19 protein-coding genes are annotated in these 24,117 nt (G+C 71.3%); 12 read left to right on the top strand and 7 right to left on the bottom strand.

Annotation, left to right across the window (positions count from 1 at the left end; translation table 11 throughout):
- Window positions 1-98: 98 nt before the first annotated feature.
- The 8 genes from ACZ7NC_RS29885 (at window position 99) to ACZ7NC_RS29850 (ending at window position 10,804) form a co-directional block, all read left to right on the top strand.
- Window positions 99-1,724 carry a hypothetical protein gene (locus ACZ7NC_RS29885; RefSeq protein ID WP_471492603.1) on the top strand — a complete coding sequence of 542 codons (1,626 nt, stop codon included), beginning with the start codon at window positions 99-101 and terminating at the stop codon, window positions 1,722-1,724.
- A 191-nt stretch (window positions 1,725-1,915) separates the two neighbouring features.
- Complete coding sequence (locus tag ACZ7NC_RS29880; RefSeq protein WP_471492602.1) at window positions 1,916-2,758, top strand: nitrilase-related carbon-nitrogen hydrolase; 843 nt, start codon at window positions 1,916-1,918, stop codon at window positions 2,756-2,758.
- Window positions 2,755-4,038: an aspartate aminotransferase family protein gene (locus tag ACZ7NC_RS29875; RefSeq protein ID WP_471492601.1), complete on the top strand. Its 1,284-nt coding sequence runs from the start codon at window positions 2,755-2,757 to the stop codon at window positions 4,036-4,038. The genes ACZ7NC_RS29880 and ACZ7NC_RS29875 overlap by 4 nt, the downstream gene beginning before the upstream one ends.
- Before the next feature lie 36 nt (window positions 4,039-4,074).
- Window positions 4,075-5,640, top strand: a complete 1,566-nt coding sequence (locus tag ACZ7NC_RS29870) for a PucR family transcriptional regulator (protein WP_471492600.1) — start codon at window positions 4,075-4,077, stop codon at window positions 5,638-5,640.
- Window positions 5,641-5,795: 155 nt separating this feature from the next.
- Window positions 5,796-6,638, top strand: a complete 843-nt coding sequence (locus tag ACZ7NC_RS29865; protein ID WP_471492599.1) for a nitrilase-related carbon-nitrogen hydrolase — start codon at window positions 5,796-5,798, stop codon at window positions 6,636-6,638.
- 43 nt (window positions 6,639-6,681) lie between these two features.
- Window positions 6,682-8,085, top strand: a complete 1,404-nt coding sequence (hydA, locus tag ACZ7NC_RS29860; protein ID WP_471492598.1) for a dihydropyrimidinase — start codon at window positions 6,682-6,684, stop codon at window positions 8,083-8,085.
- 11 nt (window positions 8,086-8,096) lie between these two features.
- Window positions 8,097-9,119 carry a TIGR03842 family LLM class F420-dependent oxidoreductase gene (locus ACZ7NC_RS29855; protein ID WP_471492597.1) on the top strand — a complete coding sequence of 341 codons (1,023 nt, stop codon included), beginning with the start codon at window positions 8,097-8,099 and terminating at the stop codon, window positions 9,117-9,119.
- 137 nt (window positions 9,120-9,256) lie between these two features.
- On the top strand, window positions 9,257-10,804 hold the full coding sequence (locus ACZ7NC_RS29850; RefSeq protein WP_471492596.1) for an NCS1 family nucleobase:cation symporter-1: 1,548 nt from the start codon (window positions 9,257-9,259) through the stop codon (window positions 10,802-10,804).
- A 21-nt stretch (window positions 10,805-10,825) separates the two neighbouring features.
- Here the strand turns inward: ACZ7NC_RS29850 and ACZ7NC_RS29845 are convergent, their stop codons facing one another.
- On the bottom strand, window positions 10,826-11,497 hold the full coding sequence (locus ACZ7NC_RS29845) for a hypothetical protein (protein WP_471492595.1): 672 nt from the start codon (window positions 11,495-11,497) through the stop codon (window positions 10,826-10,828).
- 150 nt (window positions 11,498-11,647) lie between these two features.
- Window positions 11,648-12,655: a carboxymuconolactone decarboxylase family protein gene (locus tag ACZ7NC_RS29840; RefSeq protein WP_471492594.1), complete on the bottom strand. Its 1,008-nt coding sequence runs from the start codon at window positions 12,653-12,655 to the stop codon at window positions 11,648-11,650.
- A gap of 167 nt (window positions 12,656-12,822) precedes the next feature.
- Here ACZ7NC_RS29840 and ACZ7NC_RS29835 point away from each other — a divergent pair, with 167 nt between their 5' ends.
- Window positions 12,823-13,926, top strand: coding sequence for a sensor histidine kinase (locus ACZ7NC_RS29835; RefSeq protein ID WP_471492593.1), 1,104 nt, complete (start codon window positions 12,823-12,825; stop codon window positions 13,924-13,926).
- The gene (locus ACZ7NC_RS29830) at window positions 13,923-14,612 is read left to right on the top strand and encodes a response regulator (RefSeq protein WP_471492592.1); all 690 of its coding nucleotides are present in this window, start codon (window positions 13,923-13,925) and stop codon (window positions 14,610-14,612) included. Before ACZ7NC_RS29835 ends, ACZ7NC_RS29830 begins: the two co-directional genes overlap by 4 nt.
- Here the strand turns inward: ACZ7NC_RS29830 and meaB are convergent.
- From meaB to ACZ7NC_RS29815, 3 genes are read right to left on the bottom strand one after another with little or no spacing between them, the layout of a single operon-like run.
- A complete protein-coding gene (gene meaB / locus ACZ7NC_RS29825) occupies window positions 14,561-15,592 on the bottom strand; it encodes a methylmalonyl Co-A mutase-associated GTPase MeaB (RefSeq protein ID WP_471492591.1) in 1,032 nt (343 codons plus the stop codon). The two genes, ACZ7NC_RS29830 and meaB, sit on opposite strands and share 52 nt — an antisense overlap.
- Window positions 15,589-17,751 (bottom strand): methylmalonyl-CoA mutase, encoded by a 2,163-nt coding sequence (gene scpA / locus ACZ7NC_RS29820; protein ID WP_471492590.1) that lies wholly within the window; start codon window positions 17,749-17,751, stop codon window positions 15,589-15,591. The genes meaB and scpA overlap by 4 nt, the downstream gene beginning before the upstream one ends.
- Window positions 17,751-19,553 (bottom strand): methylmalonyl-CoA mutase family protein, encoded by a 1,803-nt coding sequence (locus ACZ7NC_RS29815; RefSeq protein ID WP_471492589.1) that lies wholly within the window; start codon window positions 19,551-19,553, stop codon window positions 17,751-17,753. Before ACZ7NC_RS29815 ends, scpA begins: the two co-directional genes overlap by 1 nt.
- Window positions 19,554-19,922: 369 nt before the next feature.
- Between ACZ7NC_RS29815 and ACZ7NC_RS29810 the strand changes: the two genes are divergently transcribed.
- Complete coding sequence (locus tag ACZ7NC_RS29810) at window positions 19,923-20,144, top strand: CbtB domain-containing protein (RefSeq protein WP_471492588.1); 222 nt, start codon at window positions 19,923-19,925, stop codon at window positions 20,142-20,144.
- A 21-nt stretch (window positions 20,145-20,165) separates the two neighbouring features.
- Complete coding sequence (locus tag ACZ7NC_RS29805) at window positions 20,166-20,924, top strand: CbtA family protein (RefSeq protein WP_471492587.1); 759 nt, start codon at window positions 20,166-20,168, stop codon at window positions 20,922-20,924.
- A 63-nt stretch (window positions 20,925-20,987) separates the two neighbouring features.
- Here the strand turns inward: ACZ7NC_RS29805 and ACZ7NC_RS29800 are convergent, their stop codons facing one another.
- Window positions 20,988-21,572 carry a histidine phosphatase family protein gene (locus ACZ7NC_RS29800; protein ID WP_471492586.1) on the bottom strand — a complete coding sequence of 195 codons (585 nt, stop codon included), beginning with the start codon at window positions 21,570-21,572 and terminating at the stop codon, window positions 20,988-20,990.
- A 130-nt stretch (window positions 21,573-21,702) separates the two neighbouring features.
- Window positions 21,703-24,021: a 5-methyltetrahydropteroyltriglutamate--homocysteine S-methyltransferase gene (gene metE / locus ACZ7NC_RS29795; RefSeq protein WP_471492585.1), complete on the bottom strand. Its 2,319-nt coding sequence runs from the start codon at window positions 24,019-24,021 to the stop codon at window positions 21,703-21,705.
- Between the last annotated feature and the right edge of the window lie 96 nt (window positions 24,022-24,117).

Raw genomic sequence — 24,117 nt, 5'->3', positions numbered from 1 at the left:
CGTACTCTGCGTCCAGTCGGAAAACTTCCCGTAGCGCGCCCGTAACACAGCTGGTGTTGCCTAATGGACCGGAGTGCTCCGGTCTGGCGGGAGTTGAGATGTCAGTGGATCAACTCCCGGATCGGGTGCGGGAGTTCATGAACTACCTGGACGGCCTCATGGCGCGCCTGGATCAGGGCGCCGGCTGGTGCGGGGTGTTCTGGCAACGCGACCCGGAAGGCATGCGGGCCTGCCTCGACGGACGTGAGGTGCCGCCCTGGGACGTCGTGGAGTCCCTGCTGCACGACCTCTCCGCCCAGTACGGCCCCGGCGGCACCGGCCCCGAGACGGAACGCGCCCGCGCCCTGCACACCGCCGCCCTCGCCGCCTACGACGCCCGTCCCGGCGGTCGTGACGCCCTCGGCGACCGCCTCGACGTCATGCTCCGCGAACAGCGGTACGCCGCCGAACGGCAGGCCCAGCTGGGCCGGTCGCTCGCCGCCGCGGCCGGCCGGGAGGAGGTCGACACCATCCGCCTCGACCTCGCCTGGGCCGGCGACGACCACGAACGGGCGACCGCGCGGTGCGCCGAGCTCCGCTCCCGGATGGCCGACCTGGACCGCCGGGCGGCGGGTGCCCGGGGGTACGCGATGCGGCGGGGCCGGATGGGCGACGCGGCAGTTTTCGGCGTCGACGACGGGCGGTTCGGGGGCGACGAGTTCACGGCGAGCGGCTTCGAGGGCGGTGCGTTCGGGAGCGACGGGCCCGTGGTGGACACGACCGGGACGGACGGTACGAGGCCAGGCTGGACGGGCTCCCATGGCAGCGGATTCCCGGGCGGGTCGCACCAGGGGGAGGGGCGGACGGCGCCCGAGGCGGCGGGTCGGCCCCAGGAACGGACGGAGTCCTCGGAGGACGCCGTCCAGTGGCATACGGCGAACCCCGCCGCCGACCCCGCGTCGCCCGGCGCCGTCCCCGAACCGGCCGCCACGCCGAAACAGCGCAAGCGCCGCCGAGGCAGTGCCCGTTTCGCCGGCATCGTCGAGGAGGAGGCCGCCCCCGTCGTCGTACCGCCGACCGCCGAGCCCGTCCTGCCGACGCTCCCCGCTGAGACCGTCACCGCCCGCCGCACCCCGCGCGGGGCCCGGTTCGCCGGGGCCGCCGAAGAGGCGTCCGGCACCCCGGAACGGCAGTCGCCGGCCGCGGCGATGGACCCCACGGACCGACAGGAGACCGTCGGCACCGTCGAGGCGCTGGTACGGCTGCGGGCCGAAGGGCGCAGCGGCGAGGCGCACGTACTGCTCGTCGAGGCCGCGCACTGGCCCGCCGTACGCCTTCCGCTGCTCGCCGCCGAGATGCAGCGCGCCGGGCTCGGGGCGGACTGGGCGACCCTGCTGTGGGAGGCCGCCTCGCTGCCCGCCGAGCAGCTGGTCGCCGCCGCCGACGCGCTGACCGCGGCGGGGCGTGCCGAGGACGGGGAGCGGATCCTGCGGCAGGGCGTGCTGCGGCCCGCCTCCGAGATAGGGCAGGCCGTGCTGGGGCTGGCCGGCGAGCGACGGGGCCGTGAGGTCCGGGCGCTGCTGAACGCGTACGTCCGTGTCCGCACCCCGGAGGAGGCCGCCCGCAGTGCCGCGGCCGACCCGAGGACACTCGTACCGCTCCTGCTGGCGGCCGCCCAGGGCGTCTCCGACGAGTGTCAGTGGGATCTCGTCCACGCCCTCCGGGTCGCCGGCTTCAGTGCCTGACACCCGCCCGCACCACGCGTCGCACCCCTCCCACCGGCCCCATCCATCACCCACAGGAGGGTGAAACCTGATCGACTCAGCGGGTTAACGACGATGGTCTTGGCAAGGCTGTTCCAGGGGCTTACTTTCGAGCCTCTACGGCCCCCCTCTACGGGCGTAGAGGCTCTGACGTCCCGTCGAAGGAGCAGCTCATGGCCAACGTCGTACGCGCCGCTCTGGTCCAGGCCACCTGGACCGGCGACACCGAGTCCATGGTGGCGAAACACGAGGAGCACGCACGCGAGGCGGCCCGGCAGGGCGCCAAGATCATCGGCTTCCAGGAAGTCTTCAACGCTCCCTACTTCTGTCAGGTCCAGGACCCGGAGCACTACCGCTGGGCCGAGCCGGTACCCGACGGGCCGACCACGCGTCGCATGCAGGAGCTGGCCAGGGAGACCGGCATGGTGATCGTCGTGCCCGTCTTCGAGGTCGAGCAGTCCGGCTTCTACTACAACACCGCCGCGGTGATCGACTCCGACGGCACCTTCCTCGGCAAGTACCGCAAGCACCACATCCCGCAGGTCAAGGGCTTCTGGGAGAAGTACTACTTCAAGCCCGGCAACATCGGCTGGCCCGTCTTCGAGACCGCCGTCGGCAAGGTGGGCGTCTACATCTGCTACGACCGTCACTTCCCGGAGGGCTGGCGGCAACTGGGTCTGAACGGCGCCCAGTTGGTCTACAACCCGTCGGCCACGCACCGCGGGCTCTCCTCTTACCTCTGGCGACTGGAGCAGCCGGCCGCCGCCGTCGCCAACGAGTTCTTCGTCGCCGCGATCAACCGGGTCGGCGTCGAGGAGTACGGGGACAACGACTTCTACGGGACGTCGTACTTCGTCGACCCGCGCGGGCAGTTCGTGGGGGAGACCGCCAGCGACAAGGAAGAGGAGCTCGTCGTGCGCGACCTCGACTTCGACCTGATCGACGAAGTGCGGCAGCAGTGGGCCTTCTACCGCGACCGCCGCCCCGACGCCTATGAAGGACTGGTGCAGCCGTGACCAAGGACCTGATGGGACGCCACCGAGCCGTCATGCCGGACTGGCTCGCCCTCTACTACGAGGAGCCGCTGGAGATCACCCACGGGGAGGGCCGGCACGTCTGGGACGCCGAGGGCAGGCGGTACCTCGACTTCTTCGGCGGCATCCTCACCACGATGACCGCGCACGCGCTGCCCGAGGTCACCAAGGCGGTGAGCGAGCAGGCCGGGCGGATCATCCACTCCTCCACCCTGTACCTCAACCGGCCCATGGTCGAACTCGCCGAGCGCATCGCCCAGTTGAGCGGAATCCCGGACGCCCGGGTGTTCTTCACCACCTCCGGCACCGAGGCCAACGACACCGCCCTGCTGCTCGCGACGACCTACCGGCAGAGCAACACGGTCCTCGCGATGCGCAACAGCTACCACGGCCGCTCCTTCAGCGCGGTCGGCATCACCGGCAACCGCGGCTGGTCGCCCACCTCGCTGTCGCCGCTGCAGACGCTGTACGTCCACGGCGGCGTTCGCACCCGAGGGCCGTACGCCGATCTCAGCGACGCCGACTTCATCGCGGCCTGCGTCGACGACCTCAAGGACCTCCTCGGCCACACCCGCCCGCCGGCCGCCCTCATCGCCGAGCCCATCCAGGGTGTCGGCGGCTTCACCTCGGGCCCGGACGGGTTGTACGCCGCCTTCCGCGAGGTGCTCGCCGAGCGAGGCATCCTGTGGATCGCCGACGAGGTGCAGACCGGCTGGGGCCGCACCGGCGACCACTTCTGGGGCTGGCAGGCGCACGGCCGCTCCGGACCGCCGGACATACTGACCTTCGCCAAGGGCATCGGCAACGGCATGTCCATCGGCGGGGTCGTCGCCCGCGCCGAGATCATGAACTGCCTGGACTCCAACAGCATCTCGACCTTCGGCGGCACCCAGATCACCATGGCGGCCGGCCTCGCCAACCTGTCCTACCTGCTGGAACACGACCTCCAGGGCAACGCCCGGCGCGTCGGCGGGCTGCTCCTGGAGCGGCTGCGGGCCGTCGCGGCGCAGGTGCCGCATGTGAGGGAGGTGCGCGGCCGGGGCCTGATGCTGGGCATCGAGCTCACCAGGCCCGGCACCGACGAGGCCGACCCCGCCGCCGCGTCCGCCGTGCTGGAGGCGGCCCGCGCGGGCGGCCTCCTCATCGGCAAGGGCGGTGGCCACGACACCACCTCCCTGCGCATCGCCCCGCCGCTGTCCCTCACCGTCGCGGAGGCCGAGGAAGGCGCCGCGATCCTCGAGAACGCTCTGAGGAGCATCTAGCAGACCCAAGTGAGTACCTGAGCAAGGGAACACCCCATGACCACCACCCCGGAGCCCCTGGAACCCGCTCTGTCGGTCCGGCAGGTCCTCACCCTGGAGCGGGTGCTGGCCGGTGAGCCCGAGGTGGTGGCCGGCGCCGGCCAGCTCGACCGGCCGGTGCGCTGGGTGCATGTCGCCGAGGCACCGGACGTCGGGGTGATGCTCAGCGGCGGCGAGATGGTGCTCACCACCGGGGTGCTGCTCGCCGGCGACGAGGACAAGCAGGCCGAGTACATCCGGTCCCTGTACCGGGCCGAGGCCGCGGCCGTCGTGCTGGGTCTCGGCCGGGCGTTCCCCGCCCCGCCGGAGGTGATGCGCCGGGCGGCCGAGCGGTGCGGGCTGCCCATGGTCGTCCTGCACCGCCCGTTCCCCTTCGCCGAACTGACCGAGGAGGTCCAGTCCCGCCTCGTCCGGCGGAAGTTCGCCGCGGTCAGCCTCTCGGAGTCCGTACGGACCGCCCTGACCGGACTCATCACCGCGGGCGCCCCGCTGCAACGCCTGCTCGACGAGGTCGCCTCGCACAGTGCCTGCCCCGTCGTCGTCACCAACCTCGCCCACCGCGTCCTCGCCACGGCGGGGGAGCGGTCGGCCGTGGACGACGTGCTGCGTGACTGGGAGCGCATCGCCCGGCAGGCCGGCGGCAGCGAGGGCGACGGCTGGATCCGCGCCGAACTGGGCGGACGCGGTGAGCGCTGGGGCCAGATCATGCTGTGCGGGCACCGCGGCGACACCGCCACCGGACGGCTGCTCGCCGAGCGCGCGGCCGAGGCCCTGGTCCTGCACCGCATGCTCGGCGGCAGCTCCGCGCACACGTGGGAGGAGCAGTCCGCGCAGAGCCTGCTGACGGACCTGGTCAGCGGGGTCGTACCGGCGAGGCAACTGCTGCCTCGCGCGCGGGCCGCCGGACTGCCGGTCAACCGGCGCACCTTTGTGCCGCTGGTCGTGCGGGACGGCGAGGCGGACCGACTGGAGCGGGTGCTGCGGATGCTGGGGCTGTCCGGGATCGTCGCCGAGCTCGCCGACGGGGCCACCGCGGTGCTGCTCAGCCTCGCCCGGGACCAGGACGCCGTGGTGCTCGCCGCCAACTTCGCGGGCCGGGTACGTACCGAGTCGGCGGGCGCCCGGACCGTCGTGGCCGCCGCGGACGCCCGTACCGCCTGGGACGACGTGCCCGCCGGGCTGCGTGAGGCCCAGCACGTCGCCGATGCCGTCGCCGACTCCTCGGCCGCCCTCGACCTCCCGGCCGTCGTCCGCCTCAAGGACGTGCATCTGCGCGGCCTGATCCGGTTGCTGCGCGACGACCCGCAGGTCCAGTCGTTCGCGGAGCGAGAGCTGGACGGGCTGCTGTGCGCGGCGGACGAGGACATGCTGGCCGTGCTGCGGACGTATCTCGCGACCGGCCGGAACAAGTCCCGCACCGCCCAGCTCCACCATGTCTCGCGGCCCGCGCTCTACCGCCGCCTGGAGGCGATACAGACGCGGCTCGGTGTGGACCTCGACGACTTCGAACAGGCCGCATCCGTGCACATCGCACTCCTCGCGCACGACGCGCAACAAAGCTGAAACCTGGCACGACCTGGGAAAACGGCGGTGAAACATGGGACCACGACAGGGTGACACCGTGACACGCCGCACGCCCGCAGACGTGACACCGTGCAACTCAAACCGATGTTCAGGACTTCCTAGGCTCCTCGCACACCGAGCGACCGGAGGTCCCGATGAGCAAAGTGATCCGTGCCGCCCTCTTCCAGACCGCCTGGACCGGCGACAAGGAATCGATGATCCAGGTGCACGAGCAGGCGGCCCGCGACGCGGCCGCGCAGGGTGCTCAAGTGCTGTGCTTCCAGGAGCTGTTCTACGGGCCGTACTTCTGCCAGGTGCAGGACAAGGCGTTCTACGAGTACGCCGAGCAGATCCCCGAGGGCCCGACCGTCCGCCGCTTCCAGGCACTCGCCAAGGAGCTGGGCATCGTCCTCGTGCTGCCGATGTACGAGGAGGAGCAGCCGGGTGTCCTGTACAACACCGCCGCCGTGATCGACGCGGACGGCTCCTACCTCGGCAAGTACCGCAAGACCCATATCCCCCAAGTGCAGGGGTTCTGGGAGAAGTTCTACTTCCGTCCCGGCAACAGCGGCTGGCCCGTCTTCGAGACGGCCGTCGGGAAGATCGGCGTGTACATCTGCTACGACCGTCACTTCCCGGAGGGCTGGCGGGCGTTGGGCCTGGGCGGCGCCGAGATCGTGTTCAACCCCTCGGCCACCTCCCGCGGGCTCTCCCGCTATCTGTGGCAGCTGGAGCAGCCGGCCGCGGCCGTAGCCAACGAGTACTTCGTGGGCGCGATCAACCGGGTCGGTGTGGAGGACCTCGGCGACAACGACTTCTACGGCACCACGTACTTCGTGGACCCGGAGGCCCAGTTCGTCGGGGAGGTGGCGAGCGACAAGGAGACCGAACTCGTCGTCCGCGACCTGGACCTGGCCAAACTCCGCGAGGTCCGCGACCGCTGGCAGTTCTACCGCGACCGGGCACCGGGGGCGTACACGCCACTGACGGCACCCTGATCGCACCGTCCACCCTGCGAGTCACTCTGCGAGGAGAGGGACCATGACCAGCCGTACCGTCATCCGCGGCGGTCTCGTCATCACCGCGTCCGACGAGATGCACGCCGACGTCCTGATCGAGGACGGCCGTATCGCCGCCCTCGCCGCGAGCGGCACCCCGGCCGCCGAGGCCTGGACGGCCGAGCGGACCATCGACGCCACCGGGAAGTACGTCATCCCGGGCGGCGTGGACGTCCACACCCATATGGAGCTGCCGTTCGGCGGCACCTTCGCCTCCGACACCTTCGAGACCGGCACCCGGGCCGCCGCCTGGGGCGGTACGACCACCATCGTCGACTTCGCCGTGCAGAGCCAGGGCCACTCACTGCGCGAGGGCCTCGACGCCTGGCACGCCAAGGCCGAGGGCAACTGCGCGATCGACTACGGCTTCCACATGATCGTCTCCGATGTGAACCAGGAGACGCTCAAGGAGATGGACCTGCTGGTGGAGGAGGGGGTGACCTCCTTCAAGCAGTTCATGGCCTATCCGGGCGTCTTCTACTCCGACGACGGCCAGATCCTGCGCGCCATGCAGCGCTCCGCCGAGAACGGCGGCCTGATCATGATGCACGCCGAGAACGGCATCGCGATCGACGTACTGGTGGAGCAGGCGCTGGCGAGGGGGGAGACCGACCCGCGCTATCACGGGGAGGTGCGCAAGGCCCTGCTGGAGGCCGAGGCCACCCACCGGGCCATCCGGCTCGCCCAGGTCGCCGGGGCTCCGCTGTACGTCGTGCACGTCTCGGCCACGGAGGCAGTGGCCGAGCTGGCGCGGGCGCGCGACGAGGGCCTGAACGTCTTCGGTGAGACCTGCCCGCAGTATCTGTTCCTGTCCACCGACAACCTCGCCGAGCCCAACTTCGAGGGCGCCAAGTACGTGTGCTCGACGCCCCTGCGGCCGCGCGAGCACCAGGCCCAGCTGTGGAAGGGGCTCAGGACGAACGACCTCCAGGTCGTCTCCACCGACCACTGTCCCTTCTGCTTCGTGGGCCAGAAGGAGCTCGGCCGGGGCGACTTCTCCAAGATCCCCAACGGTCTGCCGGGCGTGGAGAACCGGATGGACCTGCTCCACCAGGCCGTCGTCGACGGCCGCATCTCGCGCCGCCGCTGGATCGAGATCGCCTGCGCGACCCCGGCCCGCATGTTCGGCATGTACCCGAAGAAGGGCACCATCGCGCCCGGTGCCGACGCCGACGTCGTGATCTACGACCCGCAGGCCGAGCAGGTCATGTCCGCCGTCACGCACCACATGAACGTCGACTACTCGGCGTACGAGGGCAAGCAGACCACCGGCCGGGTCGAGACGGTCCTCTCGCGCGGCGAACTCGTCATCACCGAGCGGGAGTACACCGGTCGTGCCGGGCACGGTGTCTACACGCCCCGCTCCACCTGTCAGTACCTCAACTAGGAGCGGAGCACATGGACTTCGGACTCGTCCTGCAGACCGACCCGCCCGCCTCGCGGGTCGTCAGCCTGATGAAACGCGCCGAACGCAGCGGGTTCACCCACGGCTGGACCTTCGACTCGGCCGTGCTGTGGCAGGAGCCGTTCGTCATCTACAGCCAGATCCTGGCGAACACCCAGAAGCTGACGGTCGGCACGATGGTGACCAACCCGGGCACCCGCACCTGGGAGGTCACCGCCTCCACCTTCGCCACCCTCAACGACATGTTCGGCAACCGCACGGTCTGCGGCATCGGCCGCGGCGACTCGGCGATGCGGGTCGCGGGCCGCAAGCCCAACACACTGGCCCGGATCAGCGAGGCCATGAAGGTCATCCGGGCGCTCGGCAGCGGCCAGGAGGCCGACCTGGGCGGCGGTACGGTCGTCAGCTTCCCGTGGATCAAGCCGGGCGCCGAACTCCCCGTGTGGATGGCGGCGTACGGCCCGAAGGCCCTGAAGATGACCGGTGAGGAGGCCGACGGGTTCATCCTCCAGCTCGCCGACCTTTATCTGACCGAGTACATGGTCAAGGCCGTGAAGGACGCGGCGGTCGCGGCCGGCCGTGACCCGTCCGAGGTGAAGATCTGCGTCGCCGCCCCGGCGTACGTCACCGAGGACGACTCGCCGGAGCAACTCGCCCACGCGCGCGAGCAGTGCCGCTGGTTCGGCGGCATGGTCGGCAACCATGTGGCCGACCTCGTCTCCAAGTACGGCGCGCACTCCGCCGCCGTACCCGACGAACTCACCGACTACATCAAGGCCCGCGAGGGGTACGACTACTCCCACCACGGACGTGCCGACAACCCCGACACCGCTTTCGTGCCCGACGAGATCGTCGACCGGTTCTGCCTCATCGGCCCGGTCGAGAAGCACATCGAGAAGCTCAACGCGCTGCGTGAGCTGGGCGTCGACCAGTTCGCCGTCTACGACATGCACGACGCCCAGGAGGCGGTGATCGACGCGTACGGCAAGTCGGTCATCCCCGCGTTCAACTCCTGACCGGCACCACCGAGTTCGGCCGTACCACCACCGCTCCACCGACCCCCCACCCCTTGTTCCCCCTCCCCGCCGTCCCGGGGAGGGCCCAAGGCCCCCGCACGGCCTTTCCCGTCCCGTTCTGATCGATTGGCCTGCTCATGACCGAAACAGTCCCCACGGGGTCGCCGATATCGCAGCCCGCCGACGCCGGCGGCCGGATCGAGCTCGCCCCCGAGGCGTTCCCCGCCGACAGCCCCTTCGCCAACGAGGATCTGCGTCCCGTCCCGGTCGCCGAGCGCAAGTGGACGACGTACAACTTCGCCGCCCTGTGGATCTCGATGGCCCACTGCATCCCCAGCTGGACCCTGGCCTCCGGCCTGGTCGCGCTCGGCATGGACTGGAAGCAGGCCGTCTTCACCATCGCCCTGGCCAATGTCATCGTGCTGCTGCCGATGCTGGCCACCGGGCACGCCGGGCCCAAGTACGGCATACCCTTCCCGGTGCTGGCGCGGGCCTCGTTCGGGCTGCGCGGCGCCAACATCCCGGCGATGATCCGGGCGGCCGTGGCCTGCGGCTGGTTCGGCATCCAGACCTGGATCGGCGGCAGCGGCATCTTCGCCCTCGGGTCCAAGCTCACCGGGGGACACTGGGAGAACGCCGGCAAGATCGCGGGCAATCCCTGGCCGCTGTGGCTCTGTTTCATCCTGTTCTGGGCCGTGCAGATCGCCATCATCTACCGCGGCATGGACTTCCTGCGGCACTTCGAGAACTGGGCCGCGCCCTTCGTGATCGTCGGTGCGCTGGTCCTGCTGGTCTGGATCGCGGTCAAGGCGGACGGGTTCGGCGCGCTGCTCGACCAGCCCTCGAAGCTCGGCTGGGGCCCCGACTTCTGGCCGGTCTTCTTCCCGTCCTTGATGGGAATGATCGGTTTCTGGGCCACTCTGTCCCTCAACATCCCTGACTTCACCCGCTTCGGGGCCAGTCAGAAGGCGCAGACCTGGGGGCAGTCCCTCGGTCTGCCCACGACCATGACGCTCTTCGCGATCCTCGCCGTCCTGGTCACCTCCGGCTCCGAGGTCGTCTACGACGAGGCCATCTGGGACCCGGTCACCCTGGCCGCCAAGACCGACAGCGTCTTCGGGCTGCTCTTCGCCCTCATCGTGGTGCTGGTCGCCACGATCTCCGTGAACATCGCGGCGAACGTCGTCTCCCCGGCGTACGACCTGGCGAACCTGGCGCCGAAGCTCATCAACTTCCGTACGGGCGCGCTGATCACCGGCGTCGTCGGCGTCCTGATCTTCCCGTGGAAGCTGATCTCCACCCCGGAGTTCTACATCTTCACCTGGCTCGGCGTGGTCGGCGGTCTGCTCGGCACGGTCGCGGGCATCCTGATCGCCGACTACTGGATCGTCCGCCGCACGGTTCTGCACGTCGCCGACCTGTACACCCCCGGCGGGCGCTACTGGTACGCGTCCGGCTGGAACTGGCGCGCGATCGCCGCCTTCCTGGTCGGCGGTGTGCTCGCCGTCGGCGGCTCGTACTCGGGCGTGGGGGCCGACGGTGCGAAGACCGGACCGTTCCCGGTCGACGGACTGATCCCGTTCCTCAAGCCGCTCGCCGACTACGGCTGGGCGGTGGGTGTGGGCGCCTCGCTGGTGCTGTACGTGGTGCTCATGGGCGGCCGCAAGGAACGCGCGGACGCCTGAGGTGACCACCGGGGAGGACGGTCAGCTCTGCCGGCCGTCCTCCAGCGCGGCGACCGCCTCCTTGGCCGCCTTGATCGCACCCTTGTTGATCTCGTCGGTGTCGGGTGCCTTCTTCGACTCGAAGTCGCTTCCGCTGTAGGTGATGGAGACCAGCGCGTTGGACGCGCGGACCATCACCGTGCCCTCGCGGGTCTGCTGCTTGTCCTCGGTGGTGAGGTTCACGACCGAGTAGCCCGCGTCGCCGACACCGGGGACCTCGCCACCGCCGCTCTTGTTCGCCACGCGCTCCTTGTAGGACGCCTCCGCGGCCTCGTCCGACGCCGTGATCTCGAAGGACACGTCGAGCCAGCGGTACTCGAAGCCCTTGAGCGCGTTCCATGAACAGGTGCGGCGCAGGTTCTTGTCGGTCGACGGGATCTCCTTGCCGGCCGCCTTGGCGCCGGGAACGAGGTCGCCTATCGACTTCGAGCTCAGGGCTTCGCACGGCGCGGGAGCGGCGGAGTACGTCTTCGACGCGGCCGCCGTCGCGGGAGCCGAGGGCGAGTCCTCGCCGCCGGTGTTCTGCGTTGCCGTCCGGTCCTCGGCGGCCGGCGTCGCGGCGGGGCCGGACGACAGCGCCCAGCCGGCCGCGGCGAGCACGACGACGGGCGACAGACGCGCGGTGAGGGCGAGCGGCAAGGGAAGAGAACGCACGGCGCACTTCTCGTGGGGGATGGTGCGGAGGGAGTCCGCACTGCGGACGGGACGCCAGTGTCACATGACTCCCTGTGAGGCGAAAGTGCCAACTCGCTCCGTGCTGACGCCATTACGGAAGGGCCGCGATTACGTGGTGTCCTGGGCGAATTACAGGGCCTCCTGGATGATTTGGGCGGAAAGTGCGCTTTCGATGCGGTCCACGGCGATGAAGGCGCCGTACGCGACGAGACGCACCAGACAGTGGTCGGTGTGCTCCGGCCGGCGCCAGGCGGCCACGTCCTCGTCCGTGATGCGGTACGGCGCGAGTGCGGCCAGCAGCGCGAGCCGCGCCCCGGGACGCTCCCGGCGGTCCGGGAACCCTTCCAGAGCGAGCGGCGGATGGCTGCCGTCCCAGTCCTGGAGGGCCGCCTCCACCAGGTCGTGGTCGTCGGCGTCGAGGAGGGCCGCGCCCCGCATGGCCGCCCTGAGCAGCGCCGCGTACGCGAGGCCGACGGGTGTGCCGCCCGCCCAGGCGGGGGCCTCGCCGGGATCGATGGCGTCGAGCAGCGGGAGGGACTGGCCGGGGCGGGCGGTGCGGCGCACGGTCCGGGAGAGGGCGCGGCCCGCGATGCTCCGTACCGGCCGGAAGCGCTGGGCGCCCGCCGGGAGGAGGTTCTCGGTCAGCAGGGCCGACGCGATCCGGTTGATGAAGTGGAAGGCGAGCGCGGTGCCGAGGTGGGCGGGGGCGTGCTCGCGTGGGAAGGGGTACGGCTCCAGGGCGGCGCCGGGCACGCGTGTGTGCCGTCCCCAGGCGAGCAGACGCGCGTGCTCCTCGCTCCGCGGGGACTCCCCGCGCGCCACCCGCTCGGCGAGCTCGTGGTCGCCGGTGGCGTGCAGCAGCACGGTGTGCGCGTCCACGCAGAACGGGCACCTGTTGGCGAGCGACACCCCGAGCGCCACCAGCTCCTTGTCGGTCCGGCCGCCGGCCCCGGCGATGAGCGACTCGCGCAGCAACGACCAGGTGGGGGCGAGGAGTTCGGGTGCGCAGGACAGGACGACGAAGGTGGACGGCTCGGCGATGCCGAAGTCGAGGGCGATCTGTGCGTACACCTCGGCGACGGTGCCGACGGCCGACCTGGGCGGGAGGGGTTCGGTGTAACGGAAGGGTGTGGACATGGGTAGCAGCCTGCTCCGCCGGGGCGGTGCGGGTCGTCGTCCCGGCGAACGGAGTCGGGGCTGCTTCGGCGGGGCGGGGCCGTGCCCCGCACTACTACGCCGGGAGTAGTGCGGGAGCCGTCCACAGGGCTGACGTCGCTGTCGGTGGCGCGGTCTAGTGTGCGGGCATGAGCGGGCATCGAATCACACGCGAGCGGTTCGCCGACGTGGCCGTCGCGGTCGTGGTCGGAGCGATCACCGTGCTCGCCGCCGTGGCGGACGACCGCGCCGGGCTCATCGACTGGGCGCTGATCGTGGCCGGTTCGCTGGCGCTTGCCGCGCACCGCACCGCCCCGCGCGTGGTGCTCGCGATCACCACCGGCTGTCTGCTCGCCGAAGTCCTCCACGCCGGGCCCGCCGCCACCCTGGCCATTCCCGTGGCCGGAGCCGTGCACACGGCCGCGCGGACAGGACACCGGGGCACCGCGGCGGCGGCAGCCGGCGTCTTCCTCGGCGGCTATGTCGCGGCGGGCTCGGCGACCTCGGACGTCGTACGCGAGACGCTGCTGCTCGCCGGATGGTTCCTGTGCGCGGTCGTGACCGGCCTCGCCGACCGCAACTGGCAGGCGTATCTGCGCCAGACCGAACAGCGGGCGCTGGAGGCCGAACGCACCCGCGAGGAGGCGGCGTTGCGCAGGGCGGGCGAGGAACGACTGCGCATAGCGCGGGAGTTGCACGACTCCCTCACCCACAGCATCTCGATCGTCAAGCTCCAGGCGGGCGTCGCCGTGCACCTCGCCCGCAAGCGCGGTGAGGAGGTGCCGCCCGCGCTGCTCGCCATCCAGGAGGCGAGCGGCGAGGCCATGCGCGAACTGCGCGCCACGCTGGAGGTGCTGCGCACCGACGAGGCGACCGGCACACCCGCGCTGCTCGTGGAGCGCGCGCAAGCCGCTGGGCTGGCGGTCGAACTGACGGTGACGGGGAACGAGCGGCCGCTCGCGGCGACGGTCGACCGGGCCATGTACCGCATCGTCCAGGAGGCCCTCACAAACGCGGCACGGCACGCGGGACCGGCGAAGGTGAGCGTACAACTCGCCTATGGGGAGGGCGATTTGACGATACGTGTCGAGGACGACGGCACCGCCGACCCGTCCTGTCCACCCGCCCCCGGCATCGGCCTGACCGGCATGCGCGAACGTGTCACGGCCCTCGGCGGCACCCTGGACGCCGCCCCGCGCGAGGAGGGCGGATTCGCGGTGCGGGCGCGGCTGCCGCTGGGGGAGGCGGGATGACCGACGACGTGATCAGGGTGGCGCTCGTCGACGACCAGGCGCTGATGCGGGCGGGCTTCCGGGCCCTGCTGGACGCCGAGGACTGCATCGAGGTGGTCGGCGAGGCGGCGGACGGTGAGCGGGGCCTGGAGCTGATCCGCGCGCAGGTGCCCGACATCGCGCTGATCGATGTGCAGATGCCGGTGATGACGGGCATCGAGGCGACCCGCCACATCGCCGCCGACCCGGCCCTGGCGGCGGTCCGCGTGGTGATCCTCACCAACTACGGCCATGACGAGTATGTCTTCGAGGCGCTGCGGGCCGGCGCGAGCGGCTTCCTGCTGAAGGACACCGAACCGGCCGACCTGCTCCAGGCGATCGAGGTGGTGGCCCGCGGGGAGGCGCTGCTGTCCCCGTCGGTGACCCGCACGCTGATCGGCGAGTTCGTCTCCCGTCCGCCCGACCGGGCCACGGCACCGGGCCTGGAGGGCCTGACCCGCCGAGAACGCGAGGTGACGGCGCTGGCGGCGCGCGGGCTGACCAACGAGGAGATAGCCGCGCACATGGTGATCAGCCCGTTCACGGCGAAGACCCACATCAGCCGGGCGATGACCAAGCTGGGGGCGCGGGACCGCGCCCAACTGGTGGTGTTCGCCTATGAGTCGGGGCTCGTGGCGCCCCGGAGCTCCGACACCTCGGCCTGCTGATCGCGCACACCCTCGAACGCCGTCAAGATTCGCTCGGCGGCCAGCGTAGCCGTCAACTCGCCGTCCCTGACCTGCTGTTCGAGCCCCGGCGCGACAGCCCGTACCGCCGGATCGGCGTTCAGGCGGCCCAGGAGCTCGTCGCGGACCATGGTCCAGGTCCAGTCGACCTGCTGGTCACGGCGCTTGGCGGCGAGCCGGCCGGTGGAGTCGAGCAGGGTGCGGTGCTGTTCGAGGCGGTCCCAGACGGTGTCCAGACCGATCGACTCGCGTCCGCTGCAGTGCAGCACGGGCGGGGTCCAGGCGGCGTCCTTGCCGTGCATCAGGCGCAGGGCGCCCGCCAGTTCCCGGGCGGCGGCACGGGCGTCGCGCTCGTGCGGGCCGTCCGCCTTGTTGACGGCGAGCACATCGGCCAGTTCCAGGACACCCTTCTTGATGCCCTGGAGCTGATCACCGGTGCGGGCCAGCGTCAGCAGCAGGAAGGAGTCGACCATGTTCGCGACCGCGGTCTCGGACTGGCCGACGCCGACCGTCTCCACCAGGATCACGTCGTAGCCGGCCGCCTCCATCACCACGATCGACTCACGGGTGGCCTTGGCGACACCACCCAGCGTGCCGGCGGTGGGGGAGGGGCGGATGAACGCCGCCGGGTCCACGGCCAGACGCTCCATGCGCGTCTTGTCGCCCAGGATCGACCCGCCCGTACGGCTGGACGACGGGTCCACCGCGAGCACCGCGACGCGATGCCCGAGCGCGGTGAGCATCGTCCCGAACGCGTCGATGAACGTCGACTTCCCGACGCCCGGCACCCCGCTCACGCCGATCCGCCGCGCCTTCCCGCTGTGCGGCAGCAGCTCGGTCAGCAACCGCTGTGCCAGCACCCGGTGCCCGGGCCGGGTGGACTCGACGAGCGTGATGGCGCGCGCGACGATCGCCCGCTTCCCGTCGAGCACACCCTTCACATACGCGTCGAGATCGATCACAGCTCGTGCCCGAGGTCGGCCCCCAGCCGCCGCACAAGGTCGTACGCGGCGTCCGGGATCACCGTCCCGGGCGGGAAGACGGCCGCCGCGCCCATCTCAAGGAGCGTGGGCACGTCCTGCGGCGGGATCACACCGCCGACCACGATCATGATGTCCTCGCGGCCCTCCTCGGCCAGCTGCTCCTTCAGCGCCGGTACGAGGGTCAGGTGCCCGGCGGCCAGCGACGACACCCCGACGATGTGCACATCCGCCTCGACGGCCTGACGGGCCACCTCGGCCGGGGTCTGGAACAGCGGGCCGACGTCCACGTCGAAGCCGAGGTCGGCGAAGGCGGTGGCGATCACCTTCTGGCCGCGGTCGTGGCCGTCCTGGCCCATCTTGGCGACCAGGATGCGCGGGCGGCGGCCCTCGGCCTCCTCGAAGTCGGACACGAGGGTGCGGGTGCGGTCCACGGACGGCGACTCCCCGGCTTCGTTGCGGTACACGCCGGTGATGGTACGGATCTGGCTCGCGTGCCGCCCGTACACCTTCTCCAGGGCGTCGGAGATCTCCCCGACGGTGGCCTTCGCGCGGGCGGCGTTCACCGCCAGCTCCAGCAGGTTGCCCTCGCCCCCGGCGGCCCGGGTGAGCGCGTCCAGCGCGTCCTGGCAGGCCGTCTCGTCCCGCTCCGCCCGCAGCCGCCGCAGCTTCTCGATCTGCTGGGCGCGTACGGAGGAGTTGTCGACCTTGAGCACGTCGATCTGCTCGTCGCTGTCGACGCGGTACTTGTTGACGCCGATGACCGGCTGCCGTCCGGAGTCGATCCGGGCCTGGGTGCGGGCCGCGGCCTCCTCGATGCGCAGCTTGGGGATGCCGGCGTCGATGGCCTTGGCCATGCCGCCCGCCTGCTCGACCTCCTGGATGTGCTGCCAGGCGCGGCGGGCGAGGTCGTACGTCAGCTTCTCGACGTAGGCGCTGCCACCCCACGGGTCGATGACCCGGGTCGTGCCCGACTCCTGCTGGATCAGCAGCTGGGTGTTGCGCGCGATGCGCGCGGAGAAGTCGGTGGGCAGCGCGAGCGCCTCGTCCAGGGCGTTGGTGTGCAGCGACTGCGTGTGGCCCTGCGTCGCGGCCATCGCCTCGACACATGTACGCGTGACGTTGTTGAACACGTCCTGCGCGGTCAGGGACCAGCCCGAGGTCTGCGAATGGGTACGCAGGGACAGCGACTTGGAGTTCTGCGGGTCGAACTGCTTCACCAGCTTCGCCCACAGCAGGCGGGCCGCCCGCATCTTGGCGATCTCCATGAAGAAGTTCATGCCGATCGCCCAGAAGAACGACAGCCGGGGCGCGAACGCGTCCACGTCCAGCCCGGCCTCGCGTCCCGCGCGGATGTACTCCACGCCGTCCGCGAGCGTGTACGCCAGCTCCAGGTCGGCCGTCGCACCGGCCTCCTGGATGTGGTAGCCGGAGATGGAGATGGAGTTGTAGCGGGGCATCCGCTGCGAGGTGAAGGCGAAGATGTCGGAGATGATCCGCATCGACGGCTTCGGCGGATAGATGTAGGTGTTGCGGACCATGAACTCCTTGAGGATGTCGTTCTGGATGGTCCCGGCCAACTTCTCGGGCGGTACGCCCTGTTCCTCCGCCGCCACGATGTACAGCGCCAGCACCGGCAGCACGGCGCCGTTCATCGTCATCGACACGGTCATCCTGTCGAGCGGGATCCCGTCGAACAGCTGCCGCATGTCGTAGATCGAGTCGATCGCCACGCCCGCCATGCCGACGTCGCCCGTCACCCGCGGGTGGTCGCTGTCGTAACCCCGGTGCGTGGGCAGGTCGAAGGCGACCGACAGGCCCTTCTGGCCGGCCGCCAGGTTGCGCCGGTAGAAGGCGTTGGACTCCTCGGCGGTGGAGAAGCCCGCGTACTGGCGGATCGTCCAGGGCTGGTTGACGTACATCGTCGGGTACGGGCCGCGCAGATACGGGGCCATGCCCGGGTAGGTGTCGAGGAAGTCCAGGCCCTCCAGGTCACGGCCGGTGTACAGCGGCTTGACCGCGATGCCCTCGGGGGTCTCCCAGAAGGCCCCGTCGCTCTTGGCGGCCTTCCGCCACTCGTCGGCACCGACGTCGGTCCTCGGCTCCCCGAGTTCGATCCCGGAGAAGTCGGGGATTCCCATCACGACGCTCCCATGCGGTCGAGGGTGGCGGACAGCACCGCGACGGCGTCACAGCCCGCGAAGACATAACTGTCGACACCGGGGTGGTCCCCGGGCCGCCCGGCGAGGAACACATGCGAGGCGCCGGCCGCCTTCAACCGCCCGGCCACGGACTCCGCCTGCTCCTCGTACAGGGCGTCACTGGAGCACAGGCACACCTCCGTCGCACCGCTCTCCTCGAAGGTGCCCTCGGTGACCGGCTCGATGCCGCCCGCCTGGAACAGGTTCGAGGCGAAGGTGAGGCGCGCGGTGTGGGCGGCGGCGGGGCCGAGCGCGGCCAGGAAGACCCGGGGCCGGGAGCCGGTGGCTGCCAGGTGGGCGTCGGAGCGGGCGCGCAGGGCCTCGTACGCCTCGTCGCGCCGGACGCGCGGAAGGCCGCCGGACGGGGGCTCGGGAGCGGGCTCGCGCTCCACGGGCTGCTCGGCGAGATGCGGGAACTCGCTGACGCCGGTGACGGGTTCGCGGCGCTTGGCGAGCTTGCCGGTGCGCGCTTCCCAGGTGTCGGCGAGGTCCTGGCGCAGCTGCCCCGAGCGCAGGGCTGCCGACTGGCCGCCGGCCTGCTCGATGCGCTGGAAGAACTCCCAGCCCGCGTGGGCGAGTTCGTCGGTGAGCCGCTCCACGTACCAGGAGCCGCCCGCCGGGTCGATCACCCGGGCCAGATGCGACTCCTCGATGAGGATGGTCGAGGTGTTGCGGGCGATGCGCCGCGCGAAGGCGTCCGGCAGGCCGAGCGCGTGGTCGAAGGGCAGCACGGTCACCGATTCGGCGCCACCGACCCCGGCGGCCAGCGTGGCGACCGTCGTGCGCAGCATGTTCACCCAGGGGTCGCGGCGCGTCATCATCACCGGCGAGGTGACGGCGTGCTGCACCTGCGCGCTCGGCGTCCCGCAGACCTCGGTGACCCGCGCCCACAGCCGGCGCGCGGCGCGCAGCTTGGCGATGGTCAGGAACTGGTCGGCGGTGGCGGCGTACCGGAACTCCAGCTGCGTACCGGCCTGTTCGACGGTCAGTCCCGCCTCGGTGAGCTCGCGCAGATAGGCCACGCCGGTCGCCAGCGAGGCGCCCAGCTCCTGGGCTGCCGAGCCACCGGCCTCGTGGTACGGCAGCGCGTCCACCGTCAGCGCCCGCAGCCCCGGGTACTCCTCGGCGCACAGCCGTGCCAGCGCGGCGACGGGAGCGAACGGTGAGGACTTACCGGTACGGGCCTCATGGCCGAGCGGGTCCGCGCCGAGATTGCCGCGCGCCACCTCCTTGGCGACGCCCCGCTCCTCGTACAGCCGCAGCAACTCGCGCGCGGCGGGCTCCACGTCACTGCCCGCGTCCAGGACGACGGGGGCCAGGTCGAGGTAGACGCCGTCCAGGGCGCGGCCGAGTTCCGGGAGCGGGATGCCGCCCTCGCCGAGGACCAGCCAGAGCGAGGTGACGCCGTTCTCCAGGTCCGCGAGCACCACGCCGTCCGTGAGCGCCGTGTGCCGCTGCCGGACGTCCCAGCCGCCGGCCGTGTTGCCCTCGGCGCGGCCGCCGCGGACGAACGGGGCGAACCCGGGCAGGCCGGCATCGGGCGCGGCGTCGCGCGCGCTGTAGAGAGGACGGGTGCGCAACCCGTCCTCCAGGGCGGTGGACAGGGCGTCTTCCGCTGCCGTGCCCGAGACGTCCTTGCCCGCCTTGCGCAGCACACCTTCCACCAGGTGTTGCCACTGCTCATGGGTTGCGTCAGGGAACTCGGCGGCCAGCGAGAGCCCGTCGTCAGGCAGGACCGTCATGCTCGGATGCTAGGTCAGATCGACAAAGGAGCAGCAGAGGGCACGGCTGTGACCTTGCCCTCTCCCGCATTGTGACCTGGGTCTCCGGGTCGCACCAGGCGGTAGGCGAACAGTCGTTCCACGGCTTTTGCCGCAGGTAAAGGTTCGGTCAGAGCAGGGTCCCGCAGCTCCGCCGGCCATTGGTCATGTCCTGGTCGAGTAGTACGGTCGTGGCGATATCGACGACGGCAGGACGGAAGCCGGTGGGAATCCGGCACGGTCGCGCCACTGTGTGCCGGCCCCTGGGAAGGGGGGCCGCGAGTCAGACCCGTAGCCGTCGTCATGTGCACCACCGAGATGGGACGCGAACTCCCTTAAGGAGGCCCTGCCATGGCCCAGCATGTCGCCCAGCCGACCGCCGCCACCCCCGCTCTCCCCGCCAAGCTGCCGATCGGCGCGATCGTCCCGTGGGCGGTCTTCTTCGGCATCCTGATGCTGGTCCTGCTGTACTTCGTCGGCGCCGAGCAGGGCGCCACCTCCGTCGTCTCCGGCGAGGACGTCCACGAGTGGGTGCACGACGCCCGCCACCTGCTCGGCTTCCCCTGCCACTGACGTCGGGGAGCCGCCACCCTCATGAACTCCGCAACCGTGAGAAACCTGCTCGTCCGCGGCATGCTCGCCGGACTCGGGGCGGGCGTGCTCGCGCTGATCGTGGCCTACTTCCTCGGTGAGCCGAACGTCGACAAGGCGATCGGCTTCGAGGAGGCCCATGCCGCCGCGCACGAGCACGAGGTCGAACTCGTCTCCCGCAGCCTTCAGTCCACCGCCGGCCTGGCCACCGGTGTGCTGATCTACGGCGTCTCCTTCGGCGGCATCGCCGCCCTCGCCTACTGCTTCGCCCTGGGCCGCGTGGGCCGCTTCACCCCGCGGGCCACCGCGCTGCTGCTGTCCGGCTGCGCGCTGCTCGCCGTCTACGTCGTGCCGTTCCTGAAGTACCCGGCCAACCCGCCCGCCGTCGGCGACCACGACACCATCGGCAAGCGGACCACCTTGTACTTCCTGATGATGGTGCTCAGCGTCCTCCTCGCGGTGGCCGCGACCATCCTGGGCAAGCGGCTCGCCCCGCGGCTGGGCACCTGGTACGCCACCGTCGTCGCGGTGGCCGCGTTCGCCGTCGTGATCGGACTGGCGTACGCGTTCCTGCCGGCCGTCAACGAGGTGCCGGGCGACTTCCCGGCCACCGTGCTGTGGCGGTTCCGGCTCTCCGCGCTGGCCATGCAGGTCACGCTGTGGACGGGCTTCGGGCTCCTCTTCGGCGAGCTGGCCGAGCGACTGCTCGATCCCAAGCCGGCCGCCGCGGCTTCGGCCCCGGCGGTGGCTGCCCGCAGCTGACCGGAACGCGATCACGTGCGAGGGCCCGCGGAACCGTCCGGGGGCCCTCCCGGGCGGTCGTCCCTAGTCGGTGTCCGGCGCGGCAAGGGGCCGCCCCAGCCGCAGGTTCCAGCGTCCGGTCCGGCCGCTGAGCTCGGTGGCCGTCAGCGGGGGGACGTCAAGACGCCAGAAGGCCGCCGCGGACATGCCGAGCGCGTGGACGACGGCCGCGCGAACGACCTCCGGCTCGACCACCGCGAGCGTACGGCCGTCCAAGCCCTGCGCGGCCGTCAGCCAGCGGGTGACCCGTTCGCACAGGCCCCGCACCGACTCACCGCCGTGCGGCGCGCAGTCCGGGTCGGTGAGCCAGCGTCCCACCGACTCGGGCTCGGCGGCGCCGACCTCGTCGAGCGTGCGGCCCCGCCAGCGGCCCACATCCAGCGCGGCCAGCTCAGATACCGCCGGGCCGTGCAGACCGAGCGCCTCGGCCGTCTCCCGGCAGCGCGAGCTCGGCGAGGTGACCACACGGGCGGCCGAGGGCAGGGCCCCGGCAGCGGCGGCAGCCCGTGCCGCGCCGGTGTCTTCGAGTGGGGTCCGGCCGTCGTCGAAGCGGGCCTGGCGCAGTGATGCGTTCATCGCCGGAGAGATGAAGGTGACGCGGCTGGTCACGCGGTGGCTCCTCCTGCTGGGGGTCATGACGGACTTCTCGCTGCCTGGTCTGCCGGCACGTCCGCCCGCCGCCCGGCCGGGATGGGCCCTCACCGTCCGAACGGTGAGGGCCCGGCGCCGGTCGGGCGGATCAGGACCCGGACAGCTCGTCCCGTACCGTACGGGCCGCCGCCACCAGGTTCTCCAGCGAGGCCCGGGTCTCCGGCCAGCCGCGGGTCTTCAGACCGCAGTCGGGGTTGACCCACAGCCGTTGGGCGGGGATCGCCCTGAGGCCGGTGCGCAGCAGTGCGGCCGCCTCCTGCGGGCTCGGCACGCGCGGGGAGTGGATGTCGTACACGCCCGGCCCGGCCTCGCGCGGATAGCCCTGGGCGGCGAGCTCGCGCGCGACCTGCATATGGGAGCGGGCCGCCTCCAGGCTGATCACGTCGGCGTCGAGATCGTCGATGGCCTGGACGATGTCGCCGAACTCGGCGTAGCACATGTGCGTGTGGATCTGCGTGTCCGGCCGCGCACCGCCGGTGGTGAGCCGGAACGCCTCCGTGGCCCAGGCTAGATACGCGCCGCGGTCGGCGGCGCGCAGCGGCAGCGTCTCGCGCAGCGCGGGCTCGTCGACCTGGATGACGGAGGTCCCGGCCGCCTCAAGGTCGCTCACCTCGTCACGCAGCGCGAGGGCGACCTGGCGGGCCGTCTCGCCGAGCGGCTGGTCGTCGCGGACGAAGGACCAGGCGAGCATGGTGACCGGGCCGGTGAGCATGCCCTTGACGGGGCGGGAGGTGAGGGACTGGGCGTACGTCGTCCAGCGCACCGTCATCGGCTCGGGGCGGGAGATGTCGCCGGCCAGGATCGGCGGGCGGACGTACCGGGTGCCGTAGGACTGGACCCAGCCGTGCTGCGTGGCGAGGTAGCCGGTGAGCCGCTCGGCGAAGTACTGGACCATGTCGTTGCGTTCGGCCTCGCCGTGCACCAGGACGTCGATGCCGGTCTTCTCCTGGAAGGAGACGACCTCCTGGATCTCGGCCTTGACGCGCTCCTCGTAGCCGGCCGCGTCGATCCGGCCGGCCCGCAGATCGGCGCGGGCGGTGCGCAGTTCGCCGGTCTGCGGGAAGGAGCCGATGGTGGTGGTCGGCAGCAACGGCAGCTTCAGGTGGGCGCGTTGGGCGAAGGTCCGCTCGGCGTACGGCTGTGAGCGGCGGGCGTCCGCCTCGGTTACGGCCGCTGAACGGGACCGGACGGCCGGATCGCGGGTGATCGGGGATCCGGCGCGGGAGACCAGGTCGGCCCGGTTGGCGGCGAGTGCGGCGGTGATCGTGCCGGTGCCGTGGGACAGGCCCTTGGCGAGCGTGACGACCTCGGCGGTCTTCTGCCGCGCGAAGGCGAGCCAGCGCAGGATCTGCGGCTCGATCTCCCGCTCCGCCGCCGTGTCCAGCGGCACATGGAGGAGAGAGCAGGAGGGCGCGACGTCGACCCGGTCGGCCAGGCCCAGCAGAGTGCCGAGCGTGGCGAGCGACGCCGACAGGTCGTTGACCCAGATGTTGCGGCCGTCGACGACCCCGGCCACCAGCCGCTTGCCGGGCATACCGCCGACGGCGGCGAGCGCCCCCAGGTTGGCGGCGGCGGACCCCGTGAAGTCCAGCGCGAGCCCCTCGACCGGCGCCTTGGCCAGCACGGGCAGCGCCTCGCCGAGCCGGTCGAAGTACGAAGCGACCAGCAGCTTCGGCCGGTCGGTGCGGGCGCCGAGGTCGCGGTAGGCGCGCGCGGCGGCGTTCAACTCGGCCGGGGTGCGGTCCTGGACGAGGGCCGGCTCGTCCAGCTGAACCCACTCGGCGCCCGCCGCCCGCAGATCGGCCAGGATCTCCGCGTACACCGGCAGCAGCCGATCGAGCAGGGTGAGCGGCTCGAAGTCCGCGGCGACCCCGGGCGCGGGCTTGGCGAGCAGGAGATAGGTGACCGGGCCGACCAGGACCGGCCGGGCGGCCAGGCCCAGCGCCAGGGCCTCCCTCAGCTCCGCGACCTGCTTCGTCGAGTCGGCCGTGAAGACCGCGTCCGGCCCCAACTCCGGTACGAGGTAGTGGTAGTTGGTGTCGAACCACTTCGTCATTTCCAGTGGCGCGATGTCCTGGGTGCCGCGCGCCATGGCGAAGTAGCCGTCCAGGGCGTCGGCCTCGACGGCGGAGCGGTGGCGCTCGGGGATCGCGCCGAGCGCGACGGAGGCGTCCAGGACGTGGTCGTAGTACGAGAAGTCACCGGTCGGCACCTCGTGGATGCCGGCCTCGGCGAGCCGGTGCCAGTTCGAGCGGCGCAGTTCGGCGGCGGTGGAGCGGAGGGCGTCGGCGGTGACCCGGCCCTTCCAGTAGCCTTCGATCGCCTTCTTCAGTTCCCGGTTCGGGCCCTGGCGGGGGTAGCCGTACACGGTGGCCCGTGCTGCCGCGGCTGCGGACTTGGTGGTCACGGCAATGCCAGTGAATTAGCAGAACTCTGCTGGTCAGCAGCCCGCTGATGGTCGGTTTGGGCTGATTTCATCCTTGGTGACACTGGGTAGTTCGTC

It is taken from the genome of Streptomyces sp. NPDC111802, from assembly GCF_055634335.1.
Note: the sequence above shows the minus strand (reverse complement) of the source record. Positions and strands in the feature narration are given on the sequence as shown.